This window comes from Klebsiella sp. PK18 (assembly GCF_057784655.1).
The window spans coordinates 5,238,112-5,256,172 of record NZ_CM173493.1 but is presented as its reverse complement, the minus strand read 5'-3'; the positions used below and the strand labels follow the sequence as shown (position 1 = coordinate 5,256,172).

Annotated in this window: 17 protein-coding genes; 11 read left to right on the top strand and 6 right to left on the bottom strand. The window is 56.6% G+C overall.

Annotation, left to right across the window (positions count from 1 at the left end; translation table 11 throughout):
* The first annotated feature begins 40 nt into the window (after positions 1–40).
* Positions 41–2,464, top strand: a complete 2,424-nt coding sequence (bamA, locus tag AC3EMD_RS25755) for an outer membrane protein assembly factor BamA (RefSeq protein WP_032731696.1) — start codon at positions 41–43, stop codon at positions 2,462–2,464.
* Between the two features lie 39 nt (positions 2,465–2,503).
* On the opposite strand, the gene AC3EMD_RS25750 is transcribed toward bamA, so the two are convergent.
* A complete protein-coding gene (locus tag AC3EMD_RS25750) occupies positions 2,504–3,670 on the bottom strand; it encodes an L-dopachrome tautomerase-related protein (RefSeq protein WP_040971095.1) in 1,167 nt (388 codons plus the stop codon).
* 129 nt (positions 3,671–3,799) lie between these two features.
* On the opposite strand from AC3EMD_RS25750, the gene AC3EMD_RS25745 reads away from it, so the two are divergent.
* Together AC3EMD_RS25745 and AC3EMD_RS25740 are read left to right on the top strand one after the other, a co-directional pair.
* On the top strand, positions 3,800–4,747 hold the full coding sequence (locus AC3EMD_RS25745; protein ID WP_008807284.1) for a LysR family transcriptional regulator: 948 nt from the start codon (positions 3,800–3,802) through the stop codon (positions 4,745–4,747).
* A gap of 270 nt (positions 4,748–5,017) precedes the next feature.
* A complete protein-coding gene (locus AC3EMD_RS25740) occupies positions 5,018–5,371 on the top strand; it encodes an anti-adapter protein IraM (RefSeq protein ID WP_008807283.1) in 354 nt (117 codons plus the stop codon).
* 38 nt (positions 5,372–5,409) lie between these two features.
* Here the strand turns inward: AC3EMD_RS25740 and AC3EMD_RS25735 are convergent, their stop codons facing one another.
* The 3 genes from AC3EMD_RS25735 to AC3EMD_RS25725 are packed head-to-tail and all read right to left on the bottom strand — an operon-like array spanning position 5,410 to position 7,962.
* Positions 5,410–6,171: an inositol monophosphatase family protein gene (locus tag AC3EMD_RS25735; protein WP_012969157.1), complete on the bottom strand. Its 762-nt coding sequence runs from the start codon at positions 6,169–6,171 to the stop codon at positions 5,410–5,412.
* A 10-nt stretch (positions 6,172–6,181) separates the two neighbouring features.
* Entirely contained in the window at positions 6,182–7,195 is a 1,014-nt protein-coding gene (locus tag AC3EMD_RS25730) for a LacI family DNA-binding transcriptional regulator (protein ID WP_008807281.1), read from the bottom strand.
* The gene (locus tag AC3EMD_RS25725) at positions 7,192–7,962 is read right to left on the bottom strand and encodes an MBL fold metallo-hydrolase (RefSeq protein ID WP_367187614.1); all 771 of its coding nucleotides are present in this window, start codon (positions 7,960–7,962) and stop codon (positions 7,192–7,194) included. Before AC3EMD_RS25725 ends, AC3EMD_RS25730 begins: the two co-directional genes overlap by 4 nt.
* A 162-nt stretch (positions 7,963–8,124) precedes the next feature.
* On the opposite strand from AC3EMD_RS25725, the gene AC3EMD_RS25720 reads away from it, so the two are divergent.
* From AC3EMD_RS25720 to AC3EMD_RS25705, 4 genes are read left to right on the top strand one after another with little or no spacing between them, the layout of a single operon-like run.
* Positions 8,125–9,156: an ABC transporter ATP-binding protein gene (locus AC3EMD_RS25720; RefSeq protein ID WP_012543175.1), complete on the top strand. Its 1,032-nt coding sequence runs from the start codon at positions 8,125–8,127 to the stop codon at positions 9,154–9,156.
* A gap of 29 nt (positions 9,157–9,185) precedes the next feature.
* Complete coding sequence (locus AC3EMD_RS25715) at positions 9,186–10,325, top strand: ABC transporter substrate-binding protein (protein WP_008807278.1); 1,140 nt, start codon at positions 9,186–9,188, stop codon at positions 10,323–10,325.
* A gap of 60 nt (positions 10,326–10,385) precedes the next feature.
* Positions 10,386–11,219 (top strand): ABC transporter permease, encoded by an 834-nt coding sequence (locus tag AC3EMD_RS25710; protein WP_008807277.1) that lies wholly within the window; start codon positions 10,386–10,388, stop codon positions 11,217–11,219.
* Positions 11,216–12,073, top strand: coding sequence for an ABC transporter permease (locus AC3EMD_RS25705; protein ID WP_008807276.1), 858 nt, complete (start codon positions 11,216–11,218; stop codon positions 12,071–12,073). The genes AC3EMD_RS25710 and AC3EMD_RS25705 overlap by 4 nt, the downstream gene beginning before the upstream one ends.
* Positions 12,074–12,119: 46 nt before the next feature.
* Here the strand turns inward: AC3EMD_RS25705 and AC3EMD_RS25700 are convergent, their stop codons facing one another.
* The gene (locus tag AC3EMD_RS25700) at positions 12,120–12,401 is read right to left on the bottom strand and encodes a YjcB family protein (RefSeq protein ID WP_008807275.1); all 282 of its coding nucleotides are present in this window, start codon (positions 12,399–12,401) and stop codon (positions 12,120–12,122) included.
* Positions 12,402–12,909: 508 nt separating this feature from the next.
* Here AC3EMD_RS25700 and AC3EMD_RS25695 point away from each other — a divergent pair.
* Positions 12,910–14,514 carry an EAL domain-containing protein gene (locus tag AC3EMD_RS25695; RefSeq protein WP_008807274.1) on the top strand — a complete coding sequence of 535 codons (1,605 nt, stop codon included), beginning with the start codon at positions 12,910–12,912 and terminating at the stop codon, positions 14,512–14,514.
* Here the strand turns inward: AC3EMD_RS25695 and soxS are convergent.
* Positions 14,499–14,828 (bottom strand): superoxide response transcriptional regulator SoxS, encoded by a 330-nt coding sequence (gene soxS, locus AC3EMD_RS25690; protein ID WP_004151738.1) that lies wholly within the window; start codon positions 14,826–14,828, stop codon positions 14,499–14,501. The two genes, AC3EMD_RS25695 and soxS, sit on opposite strands and share 16 nt — an antisense overlap.
* Positions 14,829–14,912: 84 nt before the next feature.
* On the opposite strand from soxS, the gene soxR reads away from it, so the two are divergent.
* The 3 genes from soxR (at position 14,913) to AC3EMD_RS25675 (ending at position 18,039) form a co-directional block, all read left to right on the top strand.
* Positions 14,913–15,371: a redox-sensitive transcriptional activator SoxR gene (gene soxR / locus AC3EMD_RS25685; RefSeq protein ID WP_004206331.1), complete on the top strand. Its 459-nt coding sequence runs from the start codon at positions 14,913–14,915 to the stop codon at positions 15,369–15,371.
* Positions 15,372–15,630: 259 nt separating this feature from the next.
* A complete protein-coding gene (locus AC3EMD_RS25680; RefSeq protein WP_012543173.1) occupies positions 15,631–16,299 on the top strand; it encodes a glutathione S-transferase family protein in 669 nt (222 codons plus the stop codon).
* 390 nt (positions 16,300–16,689) lie between these two features.
* On the top strand, positions 16,690–18,039 hold the full coding sequence (locus AC3EMD_RS25675) for an NCS2 family permease (protein ID WP_008807272.1): 1,350 nt from the start codon (positions 16,690–16,692) through the stop codon (positions 18,037–18,039).
* The last annotated feature ends 22 nt before the right edge of the window (positions 18,040–18,061 follow it).

Below are 18,061 nucleotides of genomic sequence, written 5' to 3'. Positions count from 1 at the left end.
GAATACTGCTATTGCTCATTATCTCGTAGACGACACATTCATGTTAAAAAAGACTCATATCATCAGCGGATTATTGATCGCCCCTTTAACGTTATATGCCGCAACATCATATCAAGTTGATGATATCCGTTTTGAAGGGCTACAGCGCGTGACCGTCGGGGCAGCGCTATTAAGTATGCCATTGCACGCGGGAGATGCGGTGACGCCAGAAGATGTCAGCGAGGCTGTGCGCGCGCTGTATGCGAGCGGCAATTTCGAGAATGTGCAGATCCTGCGCGATGGGAAAACGCTGGTGGTGCAGGTTAAGGAACGGCCCACTATTGCCAGCGTCAGTTTTTCCGGGAATAAGTCAGTGAAGGATGATGCGCTAAAGGAAAATCTCACCGCGTCCGGTATTTCTGCAGGTAGCGCACTGGACAGAAATTCGCTTAGCGAAATAGAAAAAGGGTTACAGGATTTCTATTACAGTGCGGGGAAATACAGTGCGCAGGTTCACGCGGTGGTGACCCCGTTACCGCGTAATCGCGTTGACTTAACGTTCGTCTTTCAGGAAGGCATCTCGGCGAAAATCGCACAAATAAACATTATCGGTAATCAGGCGTTTCGGGAAGAGACGCTCCTGGACCAGCTTCAGCTACGCGATAATGTGCCGTGGTGGAACGTGGTAGCCGATAAAAAATACCAGAAGCAGAAGCTGGAAGCCGATCTGGAAACGCTGCGCAGTTTTTATCTCGATCGCGGCTATGCGCGCTTTGCTATCGAGTCCACGCTGGTCAGTATGACGCCAGATAAAAAATCCCTGTATATCACTATCGCCCTCAATGAAGGCGAACGTTATCGGGTCGACCGAACTCAGGTGACAGGCGACCTGGCGCAGCATGGCCCAGAGATCGAGGCCCTTGCCCAGCCGCTGGCGGGGGCATGGTACAGCGGGGCGCAAGTCACCACAGTTGAAAATGAGATCAAAAAGCGTTTCGGTAAGTATGGTTATGCCTGGCCGCAGGTGACGACCACGCCGGAAATCGATGATGCGCATCACCGCGTGGCGCTGCATATTCAGGTCAACGCGGGCCGCCGCTACTCGGTACGCCAGATCCGATTTTCCGGTAACGACACCTCCCGGGACGCGGTGCTGCGTCGTGAAATGCGCCAAATGGAAGGGGCGTGGCTCAACAACGAAAAAGTCGAACAAGGGAAAGTACGTCTTGACCGAACGGGTTTTTTTGAGAACGTTGAACAGCAGATCGTTCCGGTCAGTGGGACGGCAGATCAGGTCGATGTGGTCTACAAGGTGAAGGAGCGCAACACCGGCTCATTTAACGTGGGCCTGGGATTTGGTACGGACAGCGGCGTGAGCTATCAGCTTGGCGTGACTCAGGATAACTGGCTGGGAACGGGTAATAGCGTTAGCTTCAACGGGACGCGCAACAGCTACCAGTCTTATCTTGAACTGGGGGCGACGAACCCGTGGTTTACCGTCGATGGCATCAGCCTGGGCGGAAAGATTTTTTATAACAGCTATGATGCTTCCGATGCGGATGCCGGGAGCTATAACCAGCAGAGCTATGGCTTAGGCAGTACGCTGGGGTTTCCCATTAGCGAAAATAACTCCCTGAACCTGGGACTGGATTATGTTCATAATCGCCTGACCAATATGGATCCGGAGCTGACGACCTGGCGCTACCTCAGCTCCCGGGGAATCGAGCCCAGCGTGGTGACGAAAGATGGCGACAGCGGCGCGAAATATAGCGCCAACGACTATTTTGTGAGTCTTGGATGGGGATATAACGATCTCGATCGCGGCTTCTTCCCGCGTGCGGGAAACAAGAGCAGTCTTAGCGGTAAAGTGACCCTCCCCGGTTCGGATAATAGCTACTACAAGCTCTCATTTGACACCGCCCAGTATCTGCCGCTGAGCGAGAATAAGCGCTGGGTCTGGATGGAACGTTTGCGTGCAGGCTATGCCGGTGGGTTAGACGGCAAAAGTGTACCGTTCTACGATAACTTTTACGCCGGCGGCTCGTCGTCAGTGCGCGGCTTCTCTTCTAACACCATTGGGCCTAAAGCGGCCTATTACCGCTGCAATGGTAGCGAAAGCAGCTATAGCGCCTGCCCGCTGGACGCCTCATCTGATGCGGTCGGCGGGAATGCCATGGCGGTGCTGAACAGCGAATTTATCATTCCAACCCCCTTTGTGAATGATAAGTACGCCGATAGCTTGCGAACCTCGCTGTTTGTTGATGCCGGGACGGTCTGGAGCACATCCTGGCAGAACACCGCGCAGACGCTGGCGGCAGGGATCCCTGATTACGGCGATCCGGGTCATATTCGTCTCTCCGCGGGGATTGCCGTGCAGTGGATGTCTCCCCTCGGTCCACTGGTCTTCTCCTGGGCAGAGCCGTTTAAAAAGTATGATGGCGATAAAGCAGAACAGTTTCAGTTTAATATTGGCAAAACCTGGTAAAAACGCAGGCAGGTCCAACGGGCCTGCCTGCCGTGTGGATCAGGGTTGCACCACTTTCCAGATGGTATATTTCTCTTCTCCCGGCTTTACCGCCTGAGCGAAGTGTTGGTTCAAATGGCTGGCGGTGAACATTACCGCGCCATCCGGGCCGATAGTCGGCGTATCGGGCCAGTACACGCGATCGTCAGCGGCCAGCAGGGTGAACCGCCCGCTCTGCGGGCGATAACGGACAATACCGTTATGGGTCACATCGGTGATATAGAGTGCGCCATGCTTATCGACCACGATCCCATCGCTATTCCCGCCGACCTCACCCGCGGTACGGATGGCCGCGGCGAGCTGGCGTTCGTTCATCGCGGGATCGCGCAGCGCGGCGGTGGCGATGGTCCGCGCCGTGGTACCGGTGGTGACCGTCCAGTAGAGGGTTTCCTGGTCCGGTGACAGCGCAATACCATTGATACCAAGCATAATGGGGTTGCCCGGCCAGACCGTTTCCCCATGTGAAACCACCTGCAGACCGGCAACCGGCATCAACGCCGGGTGCTGGTTCAGTACCCGGCGGACCGTCCCACGGTTAGCATCCGCGACGATCAGTCCGGTCTGATTGTCCGGCGCGCTGCGCAGGCCGCTGTCGGCGATATACGCCACCCGGCGCGCCTCATCGACCACAATATCGTTGAGGAAGCTTCCTTCCCGGTCGGCGACGCTGTCGAGCGGAATACGCTGCACCAGATGACCGTCGCTGAGCGCATAGATCATGATTTTTTGCGCCCCCGGCGGCGCCGTCTTTTCCCCTGCGACAAAGCCCTGATCTAACGCCCATAGCCAGCCGTTGCGGTTATCGACGTAAAAGCCCAGCACATTGCGCAGGTGCGTGCGGGGATCGGCGCTGATGCTGTTGGCCGCGGTGGACGGAAAGGCGGTGAGTCGTGCCGGGCCGCTCAGGGACTTGGTATCGAGCAGGCTGAGCGTGGCGGGCGCCTGGGTCGAAATCAGACGTGGGGTGCTAACAAATGCCCGACCGGCGGCGTCAAAGTGCAATCCTGCGATGGGCGCATTGACGGAATGCGCATCGACGCGCTGCTGCCAGGTGACCCCGGTATAACTGCGCCATAGCGCCAGATGGGCAGGGGCGTCAGGCCCGGCCGCCAGTGCGGTCTGCCCCAGGGACAGCAGGCCGAGAACGAAGAGTGAAAAACGATGCATCATGGTCTCCAGAAAGCAGTAAAAAAGAGGGGCAGATGGCCCGGTTAAGCCTCGGTAAACGATTTTATTAAATCCCTTCGGGAAGATAAGATGCCTGGAATGACAATCATTTGTTCTCTGGAGAACCAAATGGCCCGGCGGTTTGATTATCTTGCGGATGTAGAAGTCTTTCTGGCGGTGGCCGAGCGCGGGTCGTTTACCGCAGGCGCGGTGGCGCTGTCGTCGACGCCGTCGGTGTTAAGCCGGGCCGTCACCCGTCTTGAAACGCGTCTGGGGTGCCAGCTGCTGCGCCGCTCCACCCGTCGGATCAGCCTGACCGAGGCCGGAAGCGCCTATCTGAGTCAGGTCCGCCAGGCGTTTGAGGTGCTGGATAATGCCGAACGGGAGACGCAGGGGCAAAAAGGGGCGTTATCCGGGCGCGTTAAATTGAGCGCCCCCACCACCTGGGGACACTATCGTTTGCCCGCCCGGCTGGCGTTGTACCGTCAGTTGCACCCCGACGTACAGATTGAGCTGAATATTACCAACCGTAATGTCGATATTATCGCTGAGGGCTTCGATCTGGTGGTGCGCCAGGGACATTTACCCGACAGCGGCCTGGTGGCAAAAAAGCTGGAAGATGCGGCGCTATGTCTGGTGGCCTCGCCGGCCTATTTACGCTCGACAGCGAGACCGCTGAGTAAAATAGCCGATTTGCGCCATCATTCATGCCTGACATTTATTATGCCGGCAACGGGAAAAGTCGCCGAATGGGTATTTCGTGAGGATGGCCGGGATATCAGCTGGCTGCCGACGTCATCTCTGCATGTCTCCGATGATGTGCTCGGGGTGGTCTCGCTGGCCCTGCAGGGGGCGGGGATCTGTCAGAGCTATGCGTTTATTGTGCAGGAGGCGATCGCGCGCGGGGAGCTGGTTCCTGTTCTTCCGGCGTTCGCCGGACGTTCACGGCCTTTCTCGGTGCTTTACCCGCCGCATAAAAGCCAGTCAGCCGCTGCCCGGGCATTAATTACTCTGCTGACCATGCCTGCCGAGGCGCTGGCGACGCTGTGCGCGACATTACCTGATGCCTATGGCTGAGGGCTCATCCACAAGGACTAAGACGTTTTGTCAATTATGTTTATATTATCTTATTTTTTATTATATTTTCTTTTCTGTGGTTAATTTATTTCTTTTTTTATAGAGGTTAACCATTAATCTCTTGATGAAAAATTAAGGTTGCCGATAATGGGTTATGTTGTTAGGAATTGTCTTAAGTCACATAATTGTCAGGTGTGCTTGCAGTTTATAATAATGGATGCTATCACTATATAAGGTAATAATTTGTAGCATCTTTTATAAGGAAGGAATATGAAATGGACTATTCTTAATACTCTCATCTGCCCGCAATCCGGCATCGCCTTTTCGGCAATATCCAGCCTGCGTTTCTTAAAATTTATTATGTGGTACGAGGCCGATGTGATACTGCTGCCCGGCGAGTCGATGAAGCTCTATTCCTCGAGAGTTTTAATTAATGACCAGTATCATTCATTAAAAATCTACAATATTACGGTGTACGACGAGGCGCAGTGGGAGAAATTACGCGAACGGCCATCTTGCCCGTATCAGGCTGGCGGCAAGCAGTCTGACTCCTGTTTTTTCCAGTCCTTTTGCGCGATTAAGCGCTGCCCGAATAATATTCCGCGCGGTGAACCCTGGCGTTAGCCCGAGAAAGCCGCCGGTCGGCTACCGGCGGCGCGATGTTATTTGACCAGCAGGGCGGCCATTCGTGGCTGGACGCTTGCGCAGCCGGCGAGGACGAGGTTGCCTTGCCGCAGCCCTTCATTGGCGAGAAATGCATTGCACGTTCCGCCCGCCTCCTCAATCAACAGCATGCCCGCCAGCGCGTCCCAGCTGTTCATATGCGCTTCAAAATAGCCATGGATCTGACCGGCAGCGACATGCGCCAGCATCAGAGCGCCCGCGCCAAAACGGCGATACTCCAGGCCGGCGTCGAGCAGCGTGTCGATGGCCCGGGCATAGTCGCTGGCCGGGGCGCGGCTGGAGCGCCCCATGCCGATCACCACCGCGTCGGGATCCGGTTCACGCAGCGTCAGGCGACGACCGTTGAGAAACGCCCCTTCGCCGCGGCCGGCGAAGAAAAACTCATTGCGATCGGGGGCGTAGATGATGCCGAGCGAGAGTTCGCCCTGGCACACTCTCGCCAGTGAGATGCACCAGTAATCCATGCCAAGGATAAAGTTGGTGGTGCCATCCACGGGGTCAAGCACCCAGACGGTGTGCTCATCGCCTTCGAAACCGCTCTCTTCACCGAGGAAACCCTCCTGCGGAAAGTGCGCCTTCAGCCACCCTTTAATCTCCTGTTCTACCGCGAGATCTGCTTGCGAAACAAAGTCCTGGCGCGATTTTTTATCGACCTGCAATCCCGCATCGCGCAGCGCCTGGGCGTGGGCGCCTGCCTGGCGAATCAAGGCGCATAATGACTCTCGTTGTGCTTCCGTCATGGTCTTGCTCTCAGATAATAAAGGGCGACGTGCGCCGGTGAATTAATGTCACCTCCACCCAGGTGGTGCGTGAAGGTTGTAAAGGGTCGACGGTGCGCTCCTGCAGCCGGGCGAGCGCCTGGCGGGAGATCGCCGCCACATCCTGATGTAGCGTGGTGAGCTGGTAGCTATATTGCGCGGTCGGCGGCGTGTTATCAAAACCAATCAACTGATAATCCTCAGGCGCCTGTTTGCCGCGCTGGCGCATTCCATCGAGAAAGCCGCAGGCAATCTGGGCGTTAGCGCAGAAGATCCCCTCCAGCGCCTCGTCGGCGAGCGCAGCGGCCTGAAACCCGCCTGTATAGCCCTCTTCCGGGCAGGCGAGGATCGCCAGATTGCGTTCGACGTCCACTCCGCGCGCCTGCAGTGCCCGGCTGAATGCTTCCCCACGCATGCGCCCGGCCCAGGTGGAAGGTGAGTGGTTGAGCCAGCCAAACCGCCGGCAGCCGCTGCGCAGCAGCTGGTCGGCCGCCAGTTCGGCGCCGGCGACGTTGTCAGAGCAGACATAATCCACCCCGGGTATCGTCGGCTGGCGGTTTATGCCCACTACCGGGATATGCTGCTGGACGCACTCATTCACCAACGCCTCCGGCGGCTGGCCGGAGGTGACGATAACGCCTGAGACGCGAAACTGCGTGAAACGGCGCAGGGTGTGCGCCAGGTCCTGCTCGCTGTGGATCTCGCTCACCAGCGCCTGAAAGCCCTGGCGCTGGATCTCGTTGAGCAGGGCATCAAGCAGGGCGCTGCGAAAAGGATCGCTGATGCGCGAGACGATCACGCCGATTAAGTGGCTGCGCTGGCGATTGAGCCCCTGGGCAAGAAAGTTAACCTGGTACCCCAGCTCTTCGGCGGCGCGCAGCACCCGCGCCCGGGCGTCGGGAGAGATGCTGCCGTTGCTGCTCAGCGCGCGTGACACCACCGCCCGCGAGACGCCGGCCAGTCTGGCCACATCCTGGGCGGTGACGCTGGGTTTACGTGGGCTCATAGGGCATGCGCCTCGTCGGCGAATGCGGGTCGCGGCAGCGTAAAGTGGTCCCCATCCTGCGACACGAATAATCCCTGCCACGGCTGACAGGCTTGCTTCAGCGCCGACAGGGCGGCGTCCTCGCAGTGATAGAGCCCCAGCGCCGGGAGCTGCAGCGTTCTGAACAGCATCAGGCAGGAGGGGAAATCGCCATGAGAAGCATCGTCGTCAAGGGCCGCCACTGAAGCACACTCCTGAAACGCCAGCCCAGCGCCGGCCATCAGGGCTATCGAGTCGGCGGTTGGCCGGCCATCGCCGCTGTAAAACAGCGTCTGCCCGGCAATGGTGATGCGGATGGCGCGATTACTCAGCTCATGCTGGGTGGCGGCGGTGCGGATCTGCCAGTCCTGCCACGTCCAGGCTTCGCGGCATTCCTGCCAGTCGATGGTGAAACCAGGATCCGCCTGAGGCCAGTTCGCCAGCGCGGTCAGCTGCATGAGCACCGGCTGCTGCGCTGGCTGGCAGTAGATAATCAGCGGCTTCTGACGGGAGCCACTTTTCCAGTAATTCAGCAGCGCCGTCAGACCGGTACAGTGATCCGGATGGACGTGGGTGAAGTAGATTGCGTCAATATCATTGACCCCACCGCCGCGCTGCCAGAGTGCGCGGGGAACGGTGGGGCCGCAGTCGATTAACCACTGTTTGTTGTCCGCGTCGATCACCTGCAGCGCGGAGGTATTTTGCGTGCAGGAAAAGGCGCTCCCGCAGCCAAGCACATCTATTTTCATTGACCCTCGCCAAAATTTTTTGCCGCTTAATTAAATTGTCATAAATACCCGACAAAGTAGGCTCACATCATGTCGAGTTAACGTTGCATTTTTTTTACAGCCAAATGAACACGTGTTCACCTTGCTAAAAAAATGCCGCAGCAGCGCTTTCAGGTAGCGAATATGAGTTATTTACAGATCACCGGCCTTAAAATTAGTTATGGCGATAACGTGGTTTTACATAATATCGATCTGGCGGTCGAGCAAGGGGAAATGATTGCCCTGCTGGGTCCGTCGGGATGCGGAAAAACCACGCTGCTGAACGCGCTCTGCGGCTTTATTCCGGTGCAAAGCGGCGAGATGGCTATTGCCAGTCGAACGATCACCCATCTTGCGCCGGAGCAGCGCAATATCACCATGGTGTTTCAAAGCTACGCCCTGTGGCCGCACCTGACGGTAGCGCGCAATATCGGCTATGGCCTGAAGCTGCGCAAATGGCGCGGGGCGGATATCGCGCGGCGGGTGGCGGAGCTGCTGCGAATAGTGAATCTTGAGGGACTTGGCGAGGTGAAAGTGACCGAACTGTCGGGCGGTCAGCGGCAGCGGGTGGCGCTGGCAAGAGCCCTGGCCATAGAGCCCCAGGTGCTGGTGCTGGATGAGCCGTTATCTAATCTGGATGCCAAAGTGCGCCTGAATGTGCGCCATGAAATTAAATCTCTGCAAAAGAGACTGGGTTTCACGTCATTAATTGTCACCCACGATCAGCAGGAAGCCTTAGTGATGGCGGACCGCATTGCGGTATTAAATCAGGGGCGTATTGAACAAACTGGCACCCCGGAACAAATATATCAACATCCTGCGACGCCCTTCGTCGCTGATTTTATGGGCGCCGATAATAAAATAACCTCCGGTGAATTATCCGCTGCCGCAATATCCGGTTTATCCGCCGCTCAGCAGGGGGAAAAAGTTATTTATTTTCGCAGCGCTGATGCCGCGCTCGCTGAATTAACGCAGCCTGCGCCGCAGGAGGGACTTGCTCTGGAGGGCGTGGTGGAGCAAAGCGCGTTTCTGGGCAATCTGTATCGCCATAGCGTGCGCTGTCATGACCGCCTGCTACTGGCCGATGCCGCGCAGTGCTGGCCGACAAAAAGCCGCGTTCGGCTCCATGTGCCAACGCCGGCCCTGCATATTTTTCCTTTACCACTATCACAGTGATATCAGCGTGTTCATTCTGGGGACAATCCATGTTGACTAAGACGAAAGCAGCGATCGTAACGACCCTCTTCCTGAGCCTTGGCGCACAGGCCGACACCATTCTGAATGTCGCCACCGCGGGCGATCAGAATATGGTGGATTATGTAAAAACCTGGCTGGGGCCAAAATTTGAAGCCGCTCATCCCGGCGTCAAGGTGCGGGTGATCGGTACCGGCCCCGGCGACGCCGGGTCGAATAAAATTAGCGAGAAGCTAACGGCCCAGCAGGAGAGCGGCGCGCAGCAGTGGGATATCGACGTCGCGGTAGTGCACCAGAAGGCGGGCGGTGAGCAGGTGGAAAAGGGATTACTGCAAAAATACCGTCAGGATATTCAGACCGGCGGCATGGTGAGTTCGCCGAGCGCCACTCAGGCGCTGGGCGTTAACGTCGACGGATACGTCATGCCGATGTTCTTAAGCCAGACCGCTATCGCCTGGAACAGCGATCTGCTCAGTACCCCACCGGCGTCGTATGACGAGCTGGTGGCCTGGACGCAGAAACATCCGCAGGCTTTTGGCTATAACGGCATCAAGAACGGCATGTCCGGCGTCAGCTTTGTGGTGGGCTGGATCTACGCCTACGGGACCGACGCCCAGCGTCTCTCCGCCGGGCCCTATGATAAAAGCGTCGAAAAAGGCTGGCAGCAGGCCTATGAGAAGCTGAAGGCGTTCAATAAAAACGTGACTTTCACCCCGGGCAACGCCGGGACGCTCGACATGCTGAGCCGGGGGGAAATCGCCATGGGCCCGGTGTGGGTCGATATGTTCTATAGCTGGAAAGATCAGGGCAAGCTGCCGCCCTCGATCAAGCTTGCTTTACTGGCGCCGGGTATGCCGGGTCAGCCGATGTATTACGTCATCCCGGCGAAGGCGGCGAATCCGCAGCTGGCGCGCGACTTTATCGCGCTGGCCACCAGCCCGGAAGTGCAGGCGCAGGGGATCGTTAAGCAGTTTAACTGGTATCCGGGCATCGACGCCGGCCAGGTGAAGCCGAAGCTGGATACGGCGACCTGGCAAAAGCTGTTTGCCGAAATCTCGCCGGAAGCGCTGGCAAAGTATGGCAAAAGCTTCCCGATCGCTCCCTATTTTGACGACATCAAAGAGGGTTACGAAAGCCAGGTGGCCAACTAACGCCTTCTCCCGCCCGGGTTGTCGGCCCGGGCGCTTTCTTGTGCTGACGCCAGGTGCATTATGTCCAGTTCATTAAAATATCTGCTGCTGGTTGCTCCGGCGGCGCTGATGATCGCGATCCTGTTTTTGTATCCGCTGGGGTTTTCGCTGGTCTCGGCGTTTACCGCGCCGGGACAGCCGTTCACGCTCGATCACTTCCGCAAGGTCTATGCGCTTTACGCTAGTGATGTGCTCTTTTCGCTGATTATCGTACTGGTCTCAGTGGCGCTGTTAGCGCTGATCGCCATTACTCTGTCGGCAGTGATTGCGCTGTCACCGTGCCGACCCGTTGTTCGTCTGCTGGGTTTTTTGTATCGCTTACCGCTGTTTATTCCGTTTATTGTCGTCGCCCAGATGATGCGCACTTTTCTCGCCAAAAATGGCCTGATGAACAATGCGCTGGTGGCGGCCGACCTGGTCACACCGCTGGAGACGCTCTCCTGGCTGGGATGGAAAGGGATAGTGATCACCTTTGTCTGGAAGCAACTGGCCTTTGCCACGCTGCTGATCTGCGGGGCGATGGCGGCGCTGGAGTCGTCGCAGATCCTTGCTGCGCGTAACCTTGGCGCCTCCCGGCCGCGGATCCTGTTCGATATCATGCTGCCGCAGGTCCTGCCGACCATCGGCGTGGCGCTGGTGCTGTCGACGGTGACCATGATGTCGGTGCTGTCGGTACCGTTGATGATCGGCGTCGGAACGCCGACGATGCTGACGGTGGATATGGCGTTTCGCGTGAATTCCTATGGCGATTACGCGGTGGCGAATGCGCTGGGTGTGGTGTCGCTGGCGATCTGCGGCGCGCTGTCGTGGTTTTACCTGCGCCACAGCCTGCAGCAAAAAGGAGGGGAATCATGAAAGCGCTGACTCTCGCCTCATCCCCGTCATGGTGGATAAAAGGGCGCCGTAAAGTGCGCGCCAGCCTGGCGCTGCAGACCCTGCTGCTGCTGTTTATGCTGCTGGCGATGTTTGGCCCGTTGCTGAACCTGTTGATCTGGACCGTAGCGGAAAGCTGGTATTTTCCCCATTCGCTGCCCAGTCAGTGGGGGTTGAAGTACTGGTATCAGGTTTTCAATCCATACAGCGATGTGTCCGGTTCGCTGTTAACCAGCGTGTTGATCGCCCTGTTATCGGTGGGGGTCTGTTTGCTGATTTCCGTCCCCGCCGGCTATGCGCTTTCCCGGCGGAAAATGCCGCTGCGGGTGCTGTTTATGCTGCTGTTTCTCATCCCGCAGGCCTTTCCCAACTTGACGGTATACATGAATGTTGCCCGATTGTTTTATCAGTGGGGATTGAACGGCAGTATCGCGGGGGTGGTGCTGGTGCATAGCGTCCACGGCCTGATGTATTCGGTGTGGATCTGTGTGGCAGCCTTCTCATCCATCGACCCGCTGCTGGCGCGGGCGTCGCGTAACCTTGGCGCCGGACCGGTGTATACCTTCTGGCACATTGTGCTGCCGCAGGCGGCGCCGGGGATCGTTGCCGCCAGCATCTTCGTTTTTCTGGAGTCGCTGGATGAGTTTACCGGCACCTTCTTTGTCGGCGCGCCGGATATCACCACGCTGCCGCTACTGCTCTATAACGCCAGCATGTCGGGTAACTATCAGGTCTCGTCGATTACGGCGCTGATTTTGCTGGTGCCATCGCTGCTCTTTATGGTGGTGATCCATAAATTTATGCGCCCGGAGATGATGGCGAAACTGGGGAAGTAAGGACCGTAGAAAACGAAAAAGCTTCCCGGTGGGAAGCTTTTTAACCTCAGGTCATCATCATTGGCCATTCTGGCGGCGTCTGACTCATGACCTCAATCATCACATCTTTGATATTACCCCAGATTTTTGCGATATCGATCAGGGTGATGCCCAGCAAACCGGTGGCGAACCAGCAGGCGGCGGCAAGGCCGAGGCAGCTGCAGATCACTGCCAGACCGGCATAATCGCTTTTCCGTAACTGGATATTCAACGAGCTGGCGAGAAACATCAGTACCGCGCTCACCAGGGGCCAGCGCAACAAAACGACACTGGTAGTAATGGAAGCCATTAACCTATCCTCAAAGAAAGTCGGGGAGCCATGGATGACCTGGCGCGACTGACGATGGCATAGCGCTCTGGTCTCGACTGGCAAACTAGAGAGTGATGAAACGTCATTTCTGTTTCATCAACTTGTGTGAACTATATCACACTTGGTGCTTTATTCGCCAGCCAAAAAATGAGCTTTCGCTGCGCTTAATAAGCTTTGATTTTGTGTGGATATAGGTAAGCAAAACCCGATTATCTTATTTTCATTCTCTTGCTAATGATTATTATTCTGCGGGTTTTATTACCAGTTCCTGTTTATTACACGGAGAAACCGAGTCAGATGCGCGTCTATTCTTAATCTGACGAGAATATCTTTCGAATACCTGATAAATAAGTATTATTCAACACCACCAGCTGAAAAGCTGACGCCCTGAAGGGCTGACAGATATCTGCTGATGTCTATCGCAGTCGCGATTGCTAACGTGTTCGGGCTACCTTAATTAAGGCATATCGCATGGATGAAAGCGTAAATGGCTGACAGTGCGCCGCATAAGGCGCTCAGACTTGTCGGAATGGGGCTGGTTATTTTATTGCCGGTGATGTTGGCATTGTGGTTTGCCCAGCTGCGGGCCAAAGCCGAAACCATTGATCAATTGCACTCATTTTCGCAGCTGGCGCTGCAAAAAACAGAAATGGTCATCCGGGAAGCGGATCAGGCGCGGTTCAAAGCCAGCCAGTATCGTGGTGAGCTATGCTCAGCGGAGCACCAGCGTTATTTACTGCATATTGTTCGCGGTCTGCTGTATGTAGAAGATCTGATCTACGCCAACGGTCAGCGCTTTATCTGTTCAACGTCCGCTCATCCCGAGACCGGCTGGCGGATGCCCGCGGCGAATTACACCAAAAAGCCGGATGTGGCGATTTACTACTATCGGGATACGCCGTTTTACCCGGGCTTTGCCATGAATTATATGCAGAAGGGGCCCTATGTGGTGGTGGTCAACCCCTACTCGTTCAGCTCGGTAATTGCCAGCGACCGCGATTTAGCCTATGGCGTTTTCGATACTAAAACCAACCTCTTTTTCTCGCTGAGTAATAATGTTGAGCCCGCCGAACTCCAGGCGTTAATTCGCGAAGGCGATGCTTTTTTTAATCAGAATGGTCGGGTGTATACGATAGCTCGCTCCGCTATCCGGCCGATCGCGGTCATCATGTCCACCTCCCGGGCCAGCTACTATCACAACTTCTGTGACCAGGCGAGCCTGACGCTGCCGCTGGGGATCATTTGCAGTATTTTACTGGTGCTGGTGTGGACACGAACCCGCCGCCAGTATCACTCGCCGCGCAATATGCTACAGCGGGCTCTGAGCTGCCGCCAGCTGCGGCTGCACTACCAGCCGATTATCGATATTAAAAATAACCGCTGCGTCGGGGCGGAGGCGCTACTGCGATGGCCGGGGTTTGATGGCCCGGTGATGAACCCGGCGGAGTTTATCCCGCTGGCGGAAAATGAAGGCATGATTGCCCAGATCACGGACTACGTGGTGGACGAGTTGTTTTATGAAATGGGTGAGTTTCTTGCCAGCCATCCGCAGCTGTATGTGGCGATCAATCTCTCTGCGTCCGATTTCCACTCGGCGCGGCTGATTTCCCAGATCAGTGAGAAAGCGCACAGCTATGCGGTCTGCATCGGACAGATCAAAATCGAAGTGACCGAGCGCGGGTTTATCGACGTGGCGAAAACGACGCCGGTGATCCAGGCGTTCCGCGAAGCAGGCTATGAGATTGCGATCGATGATTTTGGTACCGGCTACTCGAATCTGCATAATCTGCACGCGCTGAATGTCGATATCCTCAAAATCGATAAAACCTTCGTTGATACGCTGACCACCAACAACACCAGCCATCTGATCGCTGAGCACATCATCGAGATGGCGCGCGGGCTGCGTTTAAAAACTATCGCGGAAGGGGTGGAGACCCCGGAGCAGGTAAGCTGGCTCTACAAGCGCGGCGTGCAATTTTGTCAGGGCTGGCTGTTTGCGAAAGCCATGCCGGCGCGGGAGTTTATGCAGTGGTTAGCGAATGCTCCCACGCCCATAAGCAGGCCTCAGCCGCCGCGTCACGCGGAGATCTGATGGCGGTAGTCGCTGGGAGTGCGGTCGAACTCGCGACGGAACACCCGGGAGAAGGTTTGCTGCGAGACGTAGCCCAGATCCATCGCGATATCAAAGATAGGTCGCTGAGTGGTTCGCAACGCTTCCGCCGCCAGCAGCAGGCGGCGCTGACGAATATAATCACCCAGCGTCTGATGCATTACGGTACGGAACATCCGCTGCAGATACCATTTCGAGTATCCTGACTTTCTGGCGACTATATCAATGTTAAGTGGTTGATCGATATGTTCATCAATCCATTCAATCAGTGTTTGAATAATATCCTGATGGGACATAAAGCGGCCTCTCTCAATTCTCGATTCGTCGTTTTGTCTGCGGGCGAGTATAATTCCTCAAGTTAACTTGAGGTAAAGCGCTTTATGGAAAAGAAATCACCCCGCATCAAAATGCTGCTGACGCCCGGGGAAGTGGCAAAACGAACCGGCGTGGCGGTCTCGGCTCTCCATTTTTATGAGAGTAAAGGCCTGATCCATAGCCAGCGGAATGCCGGCAACCAGCGGCGCTACCGGCGCGATGTCCTGCGCGCGGTGGCGATTATCAAAATTGCGCAACGCATCGGCATCCCGCTGGCGACCATCGGCGACGCGTTTGGCGTACTGCCGGAAGGGCACAACCTCAGCGCAAAAGAGTGGAAGATGCTGTCATCGCAGTGGCGTGAGGAGCTGGACCGGCGTATTCATACCCTGACGGCGTTGCGCGACCAGCTCGACGGCTGTATCGGCTGCGGCTGTTTATCACGGCGCGACTGCCCGCTGCGCAACCCGGGCGATAAGCTGGGGGAAGAGGGGACCGGCGCCCGGCTGCTGGAAGAGGAATAATAAAACTAAAGCGCCACAACTGGGCGCTTTAGTTGTTTTCCGGTCTTTGTCTTTCGCATTATCTCGCTGGTTCACGAGAGGGTTTCCCCCGACATCGACGTCCCTCAGTATTGCGCAATCTGTTGATGGAGGTTCCGGTTTGCGTCGACACTTTAACTATGGCAGCTGCTGCCATTTTTTCCTTACTATTTTGCCGAAATTTTCCCGGCAATGAGCGCCTGTTCCTATAGTTAATTTGAACAAACCACGGGAGAGGCCCATGCTGACGGTACACCATCTTAATCAATCACGATCGCAACGCGTACTGTGGGCACTGGAAGAGCTGCAGCTGCCTTATCAGATAGTCCGCTATCAGCGGGAAAAGTCGATGCTGGCGCCGGCGGCGCTGAAGAAAGTCCATCCGTTGGGGAAATCGCCGGTGCTGGAAGACAACGGCTATGTGCTGGCGGAGTCCGGGGCCATTCTCGAGTATTTGCAGGAGACCTGGGACAGCGGCGGGCTGCTGAAGCCGCAGGCGATAGAGGACAAACTGCAGTACCGCTTCTGGCTGCACTATGCCGAAGGCTCGCTGATGCCGCTGCTGTTAATGAAGCTGGTGTTCGCCAGCCTGGGTAAACCCCCTGTGCCCTTTGGCGTCCGCTCGCTGGGCGCCCTGCTGGGCAAGGGCATTCAGAAAGCGTGGCTGGATCCCCAGCTGGCCACCCATGCGCGGTTTATTGACGACCATCTTGCCACTCGGCCATGGTTTGCCGGCGAGCGACTGAGTATGGCCGATATCCAGATGAGCTTCCCGGTGATGGCGCTGTTGGCGCGCGGTGGCGTGCATGACCTTGTCCATATCGAGGCCTGGCGACAGCGGGTGGAGCAGCGTCCGGCCTGGCAGCGGGCCATCGAGCGCGGCGGCCCCTTTTCCTTACCCGGCGCCTGAGGTATCAGCGGATCCGATGACGCCGACAAATGAAAGCAACTCACTAAAAATTTGTTAGCGGATTGCGCATAGACGATAACGTTTGCGCATCGTCTGGTTATTTTCTGCTCGTCATAAGCGAAATTTAGCGAAATACGATAAACATCGGTTGAAAAGGGTTATCTAAAGGCCGGATAATCGTTTGCCTTTCTGTTTTGCTCCCTCTTTTTTCTGCTATCCAGGGGGAGGAGAAAAGGTTGACACACCGTAGTGTATGCGCGGAGTTAAACGTTTGCTTTTTTGCAGCCCCCCTGGCGCTGCGATTCGGTACAAGGAGATCGCGTTTAACTGGCAGTGGAGGGTCCACCACGCATATCAACGAACAATAAAAATTTTCAGGGGAAGTTTTCTATGTCTACGCCTTCAGCGCGTACCGGCGGTTCATTAGACGCCTGGTTTAAAATTTCGGCGCGCGGTAGCACCGTGCGTCAGGAGATTGTTGCAGGTCTTACTACCTTTCTGGCGATGGTTTACTCCGTCATCGTGGTGCCGGGCATGCTCGGTAAAGCGGGCTTCCCGCCGGCCGCGGTGTTTGTCTCGACCTGTCTGGTGGCGGGCGTTGGCTCGCTGGTGATGGGGTTATGGGCAAATCTGCCGATGGCTATCGGCTGCGCCATTTCGTTGACCGCCTTCACCGCCTTCAGCCTGGTGCTGGGGCAGCAGATCAGTATTCCGGTGGCCCTCGGCGCGGTATTCCTGATGGGTGTCCTGTTTACGGTGATTTCCGCGACCGGCATCCGCAGCTGGATCTTGCGCAACCTGCCGCAGGGCGTGGCGCATGGTACCGGGATCGGGATTGGCCTGTTCCTGCTGCTGATCGCCGCTAACGGCGTTGGTCTGGTGATCAAAAATCCGCTGGACGGTCTGCCGGTGGCGCTGGGCAAATTTGCCAGTTTCCCAGTGGTGATGTCGCTGATTGGCCTCGCGGTGATCATTGGTCTGGAAAAAATGAAGGTGCCGGGCGGCATTCTGCTGACCATTATTGGCGTGTCGATTGTGGGCCTGATTTTCGATCCGAACGTCCATTTCTCCGGTATTTTCGCCATGCCATCCCTGAGCGATGATAAAGGCAACTCGCTGATCGGCAGCCTCGACATCATCGGCGCGCTGAACCCGGTCGTGCTGCCCAGCGTGCTGGCGCTGGTGATGACGGCGGTCTTTGACGCCACCGGTACTATCCGCGCGGTGGCCGGCCAGGCAAACCTGCTGGACAAAGATGGACAGATCATCAACGGCGGTAAAGCGTTGACCACCGACTCCCTGAGCAGCGTCTTCTCAGGTTTAGTTGGCGCGGCGCCAGCGGCGGTGTATATCGAATCGGCGGCGGGTACCGCGGCCGGCGGTAAAACCGGTCTGACCGCGGTGACGGTCGGTGTCCTGTTCCTGCTGATCCTGTTCCTCTCCCCGCTCTCTTATCTGGTACCGGCCTACGCGACCGCGCCGGCGCTGATGTACGTCGGCCTGCTGATGCTGAGCAACGTGGCAAAAATCGATTTCAACGACTTCGTTGACGCGATGGCTGGCCTGATCACCGCGGTGTTTATCGTGCTGACCTGTAACATCGTGACCGGCATCATGATCGGTTTCGCTACCCTGGTGATTGGCCGTCTGGTCTCCGGCGAGTGGCGCAAGCTGAACCTCGGTACGGTAATTATCGCCGTGGCGCTGGTGGCGTTTTACGCCGGCGGTTGGGCGATTTAAACCCTTCGTGCTCCTCACGGGC

Coding starts and splice junctions, on each gene's coding strand:
- AC3EMD_RS25715 (WP_008807278.1), top strand. CDS start 9,186: ATGTTGACTAAGACGAAAGCAGCGATCGTAACGACCCTCTTCCTGAGC.
- AC3EMD_RS25725 (WP_367187614.1), bottom strand. CDS start 7,962: ATGAAAATAGATGTGCTTGGCTGCGGGAGCGCCTTTTCCTGCACGCAA.
- AC3EMD_RS25675 (WP_008807272.1), top strand. CDS start 16,690: ATGTCTACGCCTTCAGCGCGTACCGGCGGTTCATTAGACGCCTGGTTT.
- AC3EMD_RS25740 (WP_008807283.1), top strand. CDS start 5,018: ATGAAATGGACTATTCTTAATACTCTCATCTGCCCGCAATCCGGCATC.
- AC3EMD_RS25730 (WP_008807281.1), bottom strand. CDS start 7,195: ATGAGCCCACGTAAACCCAGCGTCACCGCCCAGGATGTGGCCAGACTG.
- AC3EMD_RS25745 (WP_008807284.1), top strand. CDS start 3,800: ATGGCCCGGCGGTTTGATTATCTTGCGGATGTAGAAGTCTTTCTGGCG.
- AC3EMD_RS25705 (WP_008807276.1), top strand. CDS start 11,216: ATGAAAGCGCTGACTCTCGCCTCATCCCCGTCATGGTGGATAAAAGGG.
- AC3EMD_RS25700 (WP_008807275.1), bottom strand. CDS start 12,401: ATGGCTTCCATTACTACCAGTGTCGTTTTGTTGCGCTGGCCCCTGGTG.
- AC3EMD_RS25720 (WP_012543175.1), top strand. CDS start 8,125: ATGAGTTATTTACAGATCACCGGCCTTAAAATTAGTTATGGCGATAAC.
- AC3EMD_RS25750 (WP_040971095.1), bottom strand. CDS start 3,670: ATGCATCGTTTTTCACTCTTCGTTCTCGGCCTGCTGTCCCTGGGGCAG.
- bamA (WP_032731696.1), top strand. CDS start 41: ATGTTAAAAAAGACTCATATCATCAGCGGATTATTGATCGCCCCTTTA.
- soxS (WP_004151738.1), bottom strand. CDS start 14,828: ATGTCCCATCAGGATATTATTCAAACACTGATTGAATGGATTGATGAA.
- AC3EMD_RS25710 (WP_008807277.1), top strand. CDS start 10,386: ATGTCCAGTTCATTAAAATATCTGCTGCTGGTTGCTCCGGCGGCGCTG.
- soxR (WP_004206331.1), top strand. CDS start 14,913: ATGGAAAAGAAATCACCCCGCATCAAAATGCTGCTGACGCCCGGGGAA.
- AC3EMD_RS25680 (WP_012543173.1), top strand. CDS start 15,631: ATGCTGACGGTACACCATCTTAATCAATCACGATCGCAACGCGTACTG.
- AC3EMD_RS25695 (WP_008807274.1), top strand. CDS start 12,910: ATGGCTGACAGTGCGCCGCATAAGGCGCTCAGACTTGTCGGAATGGGG.
- AC3EMD_RS25735 (WP_012969157.1), bottom strand. CDS start 6,171: ATGACGGAAGCACAACGAGAGTCATTATGCGCCTTGATTCGCCAGGCA.